Here is an 11,337-nt window from a genome sequence, read left to right as displayed (position 1 = left end):
CGGAGCTTGACGGCTTTGCGGCGGTGAAGATTCCTCACGAAGCGAGAAACCACAACCTCAACGGCAGCGAACTGACCTCCGGCAAAGCAGGCAGCTCCAAGGCCGCGATATGGGAAGTTTGTCAAATCCCTGTGGATGCCATAATATATAAAAAGTCTTGTCATAAGATAATATTTTCACACGGGTGAAAATTTTTAAGTTTCTGATATAATACTCACACTAAAAGTGGGTGATTATCGTGACGGAAAATAAAAAATATGAAAAAAACAGCGCCTTTACCCTCGTGGAGGTATTGATTACCGTAATCATAATCGGGATACTCGCTGGCCTCATGGCGCTGAGCTTCGGCTCTTCGACCGAGACGGCGGAAAGAACGGCCTGCTTAGGCGATCGGCGTACGATAAAGAGCGCATACTATGTGGAGCGCGCGGAACAGGGGGGCTCCTTTGGAGTCGCTTTGGAAAGGGCGATGAGGCAGTTTACCAAAGGAAATGCACTGACCTCCGACGACGTGATGGCTACGTATGATGGAATATGCCAGGCTGGCGGCGTCTATATCATTACGGAAAGCGATGAAGGCGACGGGAAACTGGGGATAATGTGTACCATACAGGGGCATGAAGGGGAAGACCTTTATGGTTGGGCGAGGCTCCGTCTCTTTGCCGACGCTATAAATAAAATATTAAAGCTCAATGGTTCCGCAAAACAGGATGCAATCAACAAATTACTGGGTGATGGCGTAAACATCGGCGGCTCCGTAAATACCAACATAAGCGATGCTTTATTGGAAAAAATGGGGGGCTGGCCTAAATGGGAAAAGGATGATTCCCTCTATGTTCATCCGCATTTCTTAAACGGCAACGGCGAGGTTATATATTTTGCCAATGGCGATAAAAATGCTGTCACCGGTTGGAGCGCCAAAGCTATTTACTACAATGGCCAGTGGTATCAAAAGGTTGATGCGAATGGTAAAGTCGTGTCTGTAGGAGTGTCGGCCATTTTTCAGGACGGTTCAGCTGCAGATGCTTTAAGCAGAATAAAATTTCTTGATCAAAACGGCAATATAAATGAGGCTGATGGCTGGCAGCCGGTCCCGTAAGAACAAGATCCTTGTCTTTGCCTGTATTTCGTCATATTAGCAGATGTTAATGCAAATATAGCATAGGCGGTGCTCCTATAAATAGCGCCGTCTATGCTGTTTTTTCCCAGACAGTGTGAACCAAGTCCTCTCTGCCGGTGGTTCTGTTTTTTTTACTAATTGCGCATAACCTTAAGAGGCGAGATACCGCGTCGCACACGGCATGACAGCTTTTACAGGAACGCCGTGCTTTTTTGTGGTTACGACGCCGTACCGTTACCGGCAATAAATATATGAGCTTTTGGTACTAATTTAGATGATAAATTTCCGATAACGGCATATAATACAGGAGAAGGAAATGGGGTGGCGGTTATGAAATTCCTCTCTTCTGCCGATACAGCCAAAAAATGGAAAATCTCCGAACGTGCCGTGCGCGGCTACTGTGCGCAGGGACGTGTCCCCGAGGCTTTTTTGACCGGAAAGACATGGAACATTCCCGAGACGGCGGAGAAGCCCTCCAGAATTCCCAAGGCGCGGAAGGCACCGGCCACGCTGCTGGAATATTTGCGGCGTGAAAAAGAGAGCGGGCTTTCCGGTGGTATTTATCATAAGGTGCAGGTCGACCTGACCTATAACTCCAACCACATCGAGGGCAGCCGGCTCACTCATGACCAGACGCGATATATTTTTGAAACCAATACTATTGGCGTTTCGGATCAGGCCGTGAACTTGGATGACGTGGTGGAGACGGCCAACCATTTTCGCTGCATCGATATGATAATCGACAATGCGGCGCGCCCGCTGAGCGAGTCTTTCATCCTCGAACTTCATGCCGCGCTGAAAAGCGGAACCAGCGGCAGCCGTAAGGGCTGGTTCGCCGTCGGAAAGTACAAGCGGATGCCGAACGAGGTCGGCGGACGCGGGACCGCCGCTCCCGAAGAGGTTCCAGGGCGGATGCGCGAACTGCTGGCCTCTTACAACAGCACCGAGAAAAAAACGTTGGCGGAGCTCATTGACTTTCATGTGCGCTTTGAGGCCGTCCATCCGTTTCAGGACGGCAACGGGCGCGTCGGGCGGCTCATTCTTTTCAAAGAATGTCTCAGAAATAATATCGTGCCGTTTATCATAAACGAAGAGCTTAAAATATTCTATTATCGTGGGATACGCGAATGGGACAATGAACGGGGATATCTGATAGACACCTGTCTGACCGCGCAGGACAGCTTCAAAGAGGTGCTGGATTACTTCCGAATACCTTATAAAAAATAAAGTGCGGCGCTTCAATAGAAACGCCGCGCTTTATCATTACCGAATACTATCCGTGCTTTACCCTACCACTTAAGCCCCGTAAAGAAGATCACTAAAATCGCGGCGGGGGCGGCGAACTTAACCATCATCATCCAGATATTGAAAGAGCCGAAGCCGATCTTGCCATCGCTTGTCGCTTCGCGTTTCACGAGCTCCCTGTTAAGGACCCAGCCGACGAAGATACAGCAGAACATCGAGCAGAGGGGCATCATGATGCTGTCCGTCAGATAACCGGCGGCGTCGATGAAGTCGCGGCTGCCGATCTTGAGTCCGCCGGAGAGCGAGTAGGCGGAGGGAATGCCGGTGAGAAATATCAGCGCCGCCGTTATCAGCGTCGCCAGCTTCCTGTCCATGCCGTGATCGACGAAATATCCCGTCGAGCACTCAAGCAGCGATATCGAAGATGTCAGCGCCGCGACGAAGAAGAGCAGGAAAAATATTACCGCGAAAACTACGCCGCCGCTCATCTTAGCGAAGAGAGTGGGCACGGTGATGAAGGTTAGTCCCGGGCCGGCCGCCGGCTCCGCGCCGAAGGCGAAGACGGCGGGGAAGATCATCAATCCCGCGAGAAAGGCGACCGCCGTGTCAATGAAACAGATCTGTTTCACCGAAGAGACGATATTCTCCGTCTTAGGCAGATAACTGCCGTAGATCATGATCGCGCCCGCTCCGAGCGAGAGCGAGAAAAAGCCCTGTCCCAGAGCCGCGAGCCAAGTTTCGGAGGTTACCTTGGAAAAATCGGGTTTCAGATAGAACTCTATTCCTGACATCGCCCCCGGCAGCGTCACCGCGCGGATGATGAGAACAATCATCGCCAAAAAAAGCATCGGCATCATGATCTTACAGCTTCGTTCGATACCGCCCTTTATCCCGAATAATACGACAAGCGCCGTGACGAGCATGAATACCCCCTGATAGAAAATGACCTGGGATGGATTTGAGACAAAGGCTCCGAAGATCTCTCCCGTCTTTCCCGCGCCGGCATATTCTATTAGGTCGGTGAATGACATGAAAAAATACTTTACGATCCAGCCGCCGATCACCGAATAATATGAAAGAATGATGAAGGTGCATAATATCCCCGCCAGTCCGACGGGTTTCCATTTTTTACCGCCGAGCTTTTCAAAGGTATCGGCCGCGTTGAGCCTACCCATGCGCCCGATGAGCACCTCCGCCATCATCGCGGTGACGCCGATGCAGACTATTATCACGATATAAATAAAGAGAAAGGCCGCACCGCCGTTCTTCCCCGCAATATAGGGGAACTTCCACAGATTGCCGAGCCCCACCGCAGACCCGGCCGCCGCGAGGACAAACCCGATACGGCTCCCGAAAGACTCTCGCTTCTTCTCGTCTATCATCATAATGCCTCCTATATTATCTCTCTGCTGCGGGTTCATTGTATCATCACTGTGCAGTAAATTACAAAAAACATAGCGCATATCGCGAAAGAAATCAACATCATATAAAAAAGAGATAAAAATAAAGCTTTATTATGCTAAAATTATGAAAACCAGAACATTATTGACAACATCTCTGGGTGTGAATATAATGTAGGTATGTTCTCCCTCTTGGAGGTGTCGGGTGTACCCGTCGCAGTATCTCCAAGAGGGTTATTTTTTAGACGGGAGGAACTTAGATGCCATATGTCGAACCGCCTATAAAAAGAGCCGTAACATTTTTTGATCTACAAAATCTTTTCCTTTCGTCAAAATCCGCATGGGGTTATAGCTTCCCGAACTTTGACCCTGTAGAACTTTCGCGCCTTGTAATCACGCGGCACAGTGGCTGGAAGCTGACAGAAATCCATCTTTACACGGGAATTCATGATTCAAAAAAATCGCCGTTCTGGCACAACTTCTGGACAAAAAAGCTTGCCTCCCATAAGGCGCAGGACACGCGCGTCGATGTCTTTACGACGCCGCTCCATTATAATTCCGGTGTCCCTAGTGAAAAGGGAGTCGACATCCGTATCGCGCTTGACCTTGTCAGGGCAGCCCGCATGGATGGATCAAGATAGCCTCTGTACTGCCGGACCACCCTGATTTTAAAAGAGGCATTGACGGTACGGACTGGATCCGCCTTTCAAAAAACGACTACGATAAATGCGTTGATCAGCGCGATTATAGAAACTGACGCGACTCCTCTCCGGCACAAAACTATTAAGCCGCTAAATACCGAGTAAAGCAACGAAAGATAAATTAATCCTTCGCGGCATTCATATGTGGGGTCCAAGGAATTGCCAAGTCTTATTTACTGAAGCGTTTTATTCGATTATCCTATGGTTGGTTTGCTCCCTAGCGCCAAATATTCTATAATCGTGGCGGATATAGATGACTACTGAATAAAGAGGGTACTGACGATGAAAATTAAAAAGAGCACCGGATTCACGCTTGTCGAACTGCTGATAGTGATAATTATAATCGGGGTGCTTGCGGGCGGATTATTGCTGAGTGTGGGCGGTTCGGATAAAAAGGCGAAGGAGGCGGCCTGCCTGGGGAACCGCGAAGCGATAAAGACGGGCTGGTCTATATATAAGTTCGCCCATTCGTCGAACGAGACATTGCAGGAATTTATAAACGCCAAGTATCACGACCAGATATCGAATAACGACGCGACATGCCCCTCCGGCGGCGTTTACAGCGACAGTGACGCCGACGGCAATGTTGAGTGCAGCGTACATAAATAACACAGGAGGCGGCTGGGCCGTCCGATAAGATAATGGCCTTTGTCTCCGATGGCAACTCTCATCCCTTAATATTTGGACGACGGTCATTGTCCTGCGCGGCGTCTTAGGAGCAAAAAATAGAGCCCCCTCTCCGGTTGGAGTGAGGGACTCTGTTTTTGTTTTCGTCTAGCAGGCGGTATCTATTTGAACAGTTTACAGAGCGGACACTTACACTTGTCCAGCGGCCAAGTGTGGCGAATGTCCATGATGCCGATGTTTCTGTCTTCTTCTTTTGTGTCTTTGTCATTCCCTTCGCCGTCAGATGCTAATGTTCCTGTTAGTCTAAAAGAAGATTTTTCTAATACCTTACCATTCAGATTCTCATCTGTGCCATTTTTCCAGCTAAATTTATCATTTTTGTCTTCCTCGCTGAGCTTATCCCAATCGCCGTTGCTATACGCCTCTTTGGTCTCATAGATGCGCGCTCCTTTTGGCAGAAGCGCTTTTAGTTCGGAATCACAGAAACCAGGTGCCATGTTTATCTCATAGATGGTAACACCGGCTTCCTCATTTTTAGAATTCCAAATCCTGATTCCGATATAACGTTTGCCATCTGAAGTATAAATTTTATCCAATGTTTCTTTATTGTAATTATTAGTATCCCATGTGCCTGTGCGCGGCCATTTTTTGTATAAATGCTCCCTTATATTAAGGTCATATCCCCTCACAACGGACGAAGCTTCTTTTCCACTTTTAGCATCGTCTAATCTGAATACATTCCGATTACGTCGCAGATCGATCTCACCAGAAACAGGCCTCGTGAATTCTATTTTTGTGTTGTTATGTTTTTCACTGAAATTTTTTACTTCAAAAATATATTTGTCTCCTGATATTGCGGGCGATGCTCCTACAAAATCACCATACCATATAGGCTCCGAGTTATAGAATTCTTTGCCGATATGCCAAGGATCTTGGGCTTGTTTTTCAGGACTCATCTTTTTTAATATTTCGTCTACCTCTTCACCGGTCTTTAAAGTCCTCATACGCACTATATAATGTGGTTTTTTCTTGGCATCTGGGTCGTTGATATACTCTCCAATTTTGTCCGGATTTTCTATGTAAGGGTAATAATACTCCAGTATAGTATATAGTACCCTTTGACGTTTATTGAAAAAATCACTCCTGGTTTCATGCATACGGAATGCATTATTTTGCAGCGACCTTGGAACATATTCCGAAGCTGAGTTCAGGCTGTCGTAGCCTGATAAAAAATTATTAAATTCAGGCTGTGCTCCGAAATAATAGTCGTTTATTCCTGATCCGCCGCCCTGTCGCCCATTTCCAAATATCCTGACAGGGAAAGTTGTCCTGGCTCGGTCATACTGGAAAACATACCCGTTGTCCTGTATATTTTTGCCATCATCAGGAGGGTTTAATATTCTCCCATTTATCAGTATCCCATAGCCGGACGTCTCTTTTATCTGTGCATCTACTATTAATGAATAGTTGGTAATGTTTGTATATGCCGCTCCGCATTTCTCACGCTGAAGATTTCTTTCACGTTTCATATACTTGAGATCAGCTTCTGCAAATACTGTGCTATTATTATTGCCGTTTGCGTTGAACCGAATGATATTATGGCCGGTATCTGTATCAATGGTGTAACTTACATCGCTAATACCTGTTATAAACCCCTTCGTTTGTTCCCAACCATTCATAATTGCATGTCGAATAGCCTCGCTCCAATTATCATGCAGTAAAGGTGTGCCGTCATCTCTTCTATCTATTATGGTAGTATAAGGTCCCCATACCGGGGCGCCTTCGGCAAGGATATTGCCGCTCAAGTCCGCGATGCGGGGCGTTACTCTGCTTCTTATTGTTCCGAAACTCCATTGGTATTTTCCACCACTGCCATATGTTGTTTTTAAATCTCCGCTTGTTCCTATTTCTAATCCAGTTTGAATTTCTATTTCAGATTTATCCAGCAACTGCCAGTAATGTTTTCCCTTAAATCCACTTGAGTCTTCTTCGTCACTTGGTTCTTCGTTTGAAATGTCTAAGCTTGCCTCCTGGCTGCTGGATATAAAGTATTCCACTAGAGATACATCTTCATATGGCTCGTTTACGGTACCGTCAATGGTCAAGTCATAGCTTACTATTATAGTGATGCCTTTTATATCTGTACTGTTGCTGATATCGATTAGGTTGCTGACATCGATTACATTGTTTTCAGGGGTGTTGTTATTTTTCCTATAATGCTTGATGTTTATCACATTTACATCCACGGCGTCGCTGTATTTAAACCTTAATATATTGCCATTATCTCCCCTCTTGCTCGGGAGATTGTACATCGCCTTCTCCAGCGTCGTATTATATTCCGTGTTGCCGTATCTCTCATGCTTTGCCGTAAGGTCCATCCTCAGCGTGTAGTTCTCGCCGGTCTCCTTCGTGTCCGTGGGGTAGGAGAAGGCCACGCGGTCGATGTACTCCGAGCCGGTCAGGATCTCGTCGCCGCTGCTGCTGCGGTGCGTGAGGGAGCCATTTTCAAGGTATATGTAGTGATTGTCGTCCGAAACGCTGGGGATATTTGAGATGTCGGTGGAGAGTATCTCCACCTCTCTGGTGACGTCCAGCATCGGGGATATTTCCCGATTAAAGGAATCAAGCGTGAAGCGCATGCCGTTGATCAGTTCGCTGTGGGCCTCGGCCCTGCCGTACATGTCTATCCCCATCTTGATGGAAAGGGCGATCCCGCCAATGACGATCATCATGATGATGACGCCTATCAGAGCCTCGACAAGCGTGAAGGCCGCCAATTTTTTATTCTTCATGAGTTTTCCCTCTTGATGACATACATTTCGCTTCCCTTTTTATCATTGAGGCGATAACGGTAGAGCGAATAGTTTAATGTTTTGTCGCCGATGACGATACTGCCGTTTTCAACAAATTCAGCGGGCGAACTGGGAGTGCCGGCGTTTTCCAGAATGCGCTCGGCAAGAAAATTCTCCGCGTCATTGAACAGCGCCTGCTCGCGAAGCGTCGTCTGGGCCGAGTTCATTATGATCCTCATGCTGAACATTATCGTGCCGGCGACCGCCATCAGGCCGACTGTAAAGATGATGATCGCCACTAGGATTTCCGTCAGGATGCTTCCTGAGCGTCTCATTTGCCGTTCCTCCATGTCGTTATGTAGGTGTCGCCGCTTTTTACCATATTCGCCGAGACCGTAACTTTCTTACCATTATCGGTAGAGACCACGGACGTTATTGTACAGTAGCTGTTGCTGCCCTTTATACTGAGCGTAAGATATGTCTTTTGTGGATCGTCGAAGATAAGTTTTTTATCCGCCGATATGCCGTCGCTGATATTGAGAGATTTGTCAAAGGAGGTCACCCCTTTGTCGTTGCTTATCTCCTCTACGACAAGGTTGGCGGCGGTGCGGGCGATGTAGTCCAGCCGGCGCCGTTCAATATTTTGCGTTTGCCAGCCCTCGACTCTCATTGTTTTCCACGCGATGCTGACGGCGATCCCGCTGATGATGAAAAGCAGGATAAAGCCTATCAATACTATTATAAGCAGCGCCGCTCCGCGATGGCGCGGCCCGGATGTTTTCCACATGGACATAGTACCGCCTCCAAATTCTTCGCATAGTATATAGTGTTACTGCGGGCAGAACAAGAGTATTTTAGGTGGTTGCCCCTTGTTTTTGTTGCTTGTTTATGGTAACAGCGTTGATCCCGGTAAAATACCGCGGCGTAATATATCGCCGCAGCTTTTTAAATTAATGCTCTCCGAAGATATGCGGCAGTCCCTCGTCGATGCGGTAGTTTCTGTAATATAGCACAAGGTCGCAGGCGACGAGCGTGGTGTTGACCGTGTAAGGAATGAGCATGTATATCGTGCTGTGGCTGACAAGCACCTTTGCGATTCCCGCCATGTATCCGACCAGAACTATCAGCATGAATACGAGGCTTTTGCCCTTCCTTGTGCGGCTGACCCATGATTTGTATATCGAAGCCGGCCAGGCGGCGGCGAAGCATAACAGCATAGCCGTCTCTAATAGGTTGTTCCAAAACATTCTCGACGCCTCCGCTAAAAGCCATCGGTGCCGCGTGGCTGTACGGGCGCGGCGTTTGGCGATATTTGGGATATTATCTCACATTTTCCGCCAAGACTCATGGGTGAGATGCCCAATCAGGACAAACTCATCAGGTCTTTTAATGAACATAAGGCAGCCCGTGAAGCCAGTCGGCGGCATTTTTGTTTTTTGCCATTTATTATGTATAAAATTTTTTCTTATGACTTTATAATCACTACTTGACCCGTTAATATAAGTGGAATAAAATATCCAGTATTCCATTATAGCTTTTAGGAAAGGGGAAATCGAAGCTGAATCCAATAGTAGATCTGCCGGAACCGTTGCTTTTAGGGCTTCACGCGCTTGGCGAGCTTGCCAAGGCGCCGGATGAATGCCTTACCACGCAGCAGGTGGCGGCGGCGATCGGGACCTCTGAGCCGCATCTTTCAAAAGTTTTACAGCGCCTCAACAAGGGCGGCCTGGTAAAGTCTGTCCGCGGGCCGGGCGGAGGTTACCGGCTTAACTGCGTCCCCTCCGAGACGCCTCTTTATCCTATCTTTGAATTGCTTGGCGGCCCGTTTGAATCGCGCGGCTGCCGTCTCGATGGCTGCCGCGGGAAGAAGTGCTTTATCGGCGACATGATGGACGAACTGTCGCGGGCCTTTTTCCGCTACCTCGAATCGCGCACGCTGGCCGATTTCACCTCCTATTATTTACACGGCACGGATGTGAGCATTGAAATCTCGGTTATCACCCCGAGTTTGGGGCAGAAGCACCCAGGCTTCGGACATATTAATTAATTTTCTTATGGAAGGATTGTGTTCATTGAAGAGGAAAAAATTGATTGCGGTATTAATGCTGACGCTGCTGGCGCTTTCGATCTCCGCCGCGGCATTTGCCGAAGGATTCAGCGTCTACGAGTGGAGCGCCGCCGGTACGGCGATGGGCGACAACTATATGTTCGGTGAGAATGACCCAGCGGTGCTCGCCTACAACCCCGCGCAGATAACGAAGCTCAACGGCAGTTATCTCAGTATCGGCACAGCCTGGGTGAATCCTGCAACGTCGGTAACTTTTGATAAATTTACGGCTAGACAACCTCTCAATTACGGTAACTCTAACGAATGGGATAATTCATATAGCCCGGCGATAATACCCTATATGTATTACGCGCAGAAGGCGGGGAAGAACTCCTGGTGGGGCGTGGCCTTCTTTGCCCGTTATGGCAACCAGATTGAATACGACGACCTCTGGCCCGGAAGATTCGACACAGTATATACTGGAGTCAAGGGTGTGACCTTACAGCCCACCTATGCCTTTAAAATCAACGACAAGCTCTCCGCGGCGGTGGGACTTGATATCAATTATATACAGCTTCGCATGAAAAAAGATGCGCCTATTCAAGATCTTGCGTTTCCTCGCGTAGATATCGACGGAGACAGTGTTAATATTGGTTGGGTAGCATCTTTGATGTATGATTTTACACCCCAAACATCTGCAGCAGTTGTTTATCGAGCCAGAGTTAAGCATACAATGGATGCGGATGCTTCAATTGGTTCTTTTAACACAGAAGCCCATGGTACCGTAACACTTCCTGACTCACTTTCGATAGGTTTAGGTCATAAATTCAACGATAGAACACGTATGGAGCTTAATGCTACGTGGACGAATTGGAAAACATATAATGCACTTAATCTCACTTTTGATAATGGCCCGATTTCTGTATCTCCTAACCCAAAGGACTGGAGCGCCGCCTGGCGTATCGGTATCGGTATCGAACATAAGCTGAGCCAGAAATGGAGCATTCTCGGCGGCTACGTCTATGACGAAAGTCCTGTACCAGATCAGTATATGGACTTCACTGTACCCACCGGCGACCGCCACCGCGGAAGCATCGGATTTAAGTACCGTCCGAACGAAACGAGCGAACTCTCCTTTGCCTACACTGCAATTTGGGCTGGTAACAGAGACGTGCAGTCTCACTTACCTGGAGAAGCAAAAGGTATGGATTTCTCCTCCGCTCACATCCACGACGGCCTCACGCAGGTGCTATCAATCGGTTACACTGTTAAGCTCAAGTAATTTATTAAATTCGCACTCATAGTCAAGAAGAGAGCCTCCGCAGAGACGGAGGCTCTCTTCTTGACTGTCTTCGCACATGTAACACAGAAGATTGAAAGGAATCTTTAAATTATTATTTATCGC

Annotated in this window: 12 protein-coding genes; 7 read left to right on the top strand and 5 right to left on the bottom strand. The window is 47.9% G+C overall.

Going from position 1 to position 11,337, the window contains the following annotated elements; all coding sequences use genetic code 11:
- The 3 genes from LIO98_RS13115 to LIO98_RS13105 form a co-directional block, all read left to right on the top strand.
- On the top strand, positions 1-188 hold a 188-nt coding region (locus LIO98_RS13115), incomplete at its 5' end, for a hypothetical protein (protein WP_291958018.1).
- A gap of 50 nt (positions 189-238) precedes the next feature.
- On the top strand, positions 239-1,099 hold the full coding sequence (locus tag LIO98_RS13110; protein WP_291958015.1) for a prepilin-type N-terminal cleavage/methylation domain-containing protein: 861 nt from the start codon (positions 239-241) through the stop codon (positions 1,097-1,099).
- Positions 1,100-1,450: 351 nt separating this feature from the next.
- Positions 1,451-2,347: a Fic family protein gene (locus tag LIO98_RS13105; RefSeq protein WP_291958021.1), complete on the top strand. Its 897-nt coding sequence runs from the start codon at positions 1,451-1,453 to the stop codon at positions 2,345-2,347.
- Between the two features lie 62 nt (positions 2,348-2,409).
- Here the strand turns inward: LIO98_RS13105 and LIO98_RS13100 are convergent, their stop codons facing one another.
- Positions 2,410-3,747, bottom strand: coding sequence for a sodium-dependent transporter (locus LIO98_RS13100; protein WP_291958012.1), 1,338 nt, complete (start codon positions 3,745-3,747; stop codon positions 2,410-2,412).
- A 278-nt stretch (positions 3,748-4,025) separates the two neighbouring features.
- Between LIO98_RS13100 and LIO98_RS13095 the strand changes: the two genes are divergently transcribed.
- A complete protein-coding gene (locus LIO98_RS13095) occupies positions 4,026-4,406 on the top strand; it encodes a hypothetical protein (RefSeq protein WP_291958008.1) in 381 nt (126 codons plus the stop codon).
- 342 nt (positions 4,407-4,748) lie between these two features.
- Positions 4,749-5,075 carry a prepilin-type N-terminal cleavage/methylation domain-containing protein gene (locus LIO98_RS13090; RefSeq protein WP_291958005.1) on the top strand — a complete coding sequence of 109 codons (327 nt, stop codon included), beginning with the start codon at positions 4,749-4,751 and terminating at the stop codon, positions 5,073-5,075.
- A gap of 179 nt (positions 5,076-5,254) precedes the next feature.
- Here LIO98_RS13090 and LIO98_RS13085 read toward each other — a convergent pair whose 3' ends face one another.
- The 4 genes from LIO98_RS13085 to LIO98_RS13070 form a co-directional block, all read right to left on the bottom strand.
- Complete coding sequence (locus LIO98_RS13085; protein ID WP_291958003.1) at positions 5,255-7,885, bottom strand: hypothetical protein; 2,631 nt, start codon at positions 7,883-7,885, stop codon at positions 5,255-5,257.
- Positions 7,882-8,220, bottom strand: coding sequence for a hypothetical protein (locus LIO98_RS13080; protein ID WP_291958000.1), 339 nt, complete (start codon positions 8,218-8,220; stop codon positions 7,882-7,884). Before LIO98_RS13080 ends, LIO98_RS13085 begins: the two co-directional genes overlap by 4 nt.
- Positions 8,217-8,672, bottom strand: a complete 456-nt coding sequence (locus tag LIO98_RS13075; RefSeq protein ID WP_291957997.1) for a hypothetical protein — start codon at positions 8,670-8,672, stop codon at positions 8,217-8,219. Before LIO98_RS13075 ends, LIO98_RS13080 begins: the two co-directional genes overlap by 4 nt.
- A 163-nt stretch (positions 8,673-8,835) precedes the next feature.
- Positions 8,836-9,132, bottom strand: a complete 297-nt coding sequence (locus tag LIO98_RS13070; RefSeq protein ID WP_291957995.1) for a hypothetical protein — start codon at positions 9,130-9,132, stop codon at positions 8,836-8,838.
- A gap of 341 nt (positions 9,133-9,473) precedes the next feature.
- Between LIO98_RS13070 and LIO98_RS13065 the strand changes: the two genes are divergently transcribed.
- Both LIO98_RS13065 and LIO98_RS13060 read left to right on the top strand, forming a co-directional pair.
- On the top strand, positions 9,474-9,932 hold the full coding sequence (locus tag LIO98_RS13065; protein ID WP_291957993.1) for an Rrf2 family transcriptional regulator: 459 nt from the start codon (positions 9,474-9,476) through the stop codon (positions 9,930-9,932).
- A 25-nt stretch (positions 9,933-9,957) separates the two neighbouring features.
- Entirely contained in the window at positions 9,958-11,214 is a 1,257-nt protein-coding gene (locus LIO98_RS13060) for an outer membrane protein transport protein (protein ID WP_291957992.1), read from the top strand.
- Positions 11,215-11,337: the final 123 nt, after the last annotated feature.

This window comes from Cloacibacillus sp. (genome assembly GCF_020860125.1).
GTDB lineage: Bacteria > Synergistota > Synergistia > Synergistales > Synergistaceae > Cloacibacillus.
The sequence above is the reverse complement of the archived record's forward strand: the minus strand, read 5'-3'. Positions and strand labels throughout refer to the sequence as shown.

Bases quoted from the DNA above. Each gene is read 5' to 3' on its own strand.
- LIO98_RS13090 (WP_291958005.1), top strand. From the start codon at position 4,749: ATGAAAATTAAAAAGAGCACCGGATTCACGCTTGTCGAACTGCTGATA.
- LIO98_RS13070 (WP_291957995.1), bottom strand. From the start codon at position 9,132: ATGTTTTGGAACAACCTATTAGAGACGGCTATGCTGTTATGCTTCGCC.
- LIO98_RS13075 (WP_291957997.1), bottom strand. From the start codon at position 8,672: ATGTGGAAAACATCCGGGCCGCGCCATCGCGGAGCGGCGCTGCTTATA.
- LIO98_RS13080 (WP_291958000.1), bottom strand. From the start codon at position 8,220: ATGAGACGCTCAGGAAGCATCCTGACGGAAATCCTAGTGGCGATCATC.
- LIO98_RS13095 (WP_291958008.1), top strand. From the start codon at position 4,026: ATGCCATATGTCGAACCGCCTATAAAAAGAGCCGTAACATTTTTTGAT.
- LIO98_RS13085 (WP_291958003.1), bottom strand. From the start codon at position 7,885: ATGAAGAATAAAAAATTGGCGGCCTTCACGCTTGTCGAGGCTCTGATA.
- LIO98_RS13105 (WP_291958021.1), top strand. From the start codon at position 1,451: ATGAAATTCCTCTCTTCTGCCGATACAGCCAAAAAATGGAAAATCTCC.
- LIO98_RS13100 (WP_291958012.1), bottom strand. From the start codon at position 3,747: ATGATAGACGAGAAGAAGCGAGAGTCTTTCGGGAGCCGTATCGGGTTT.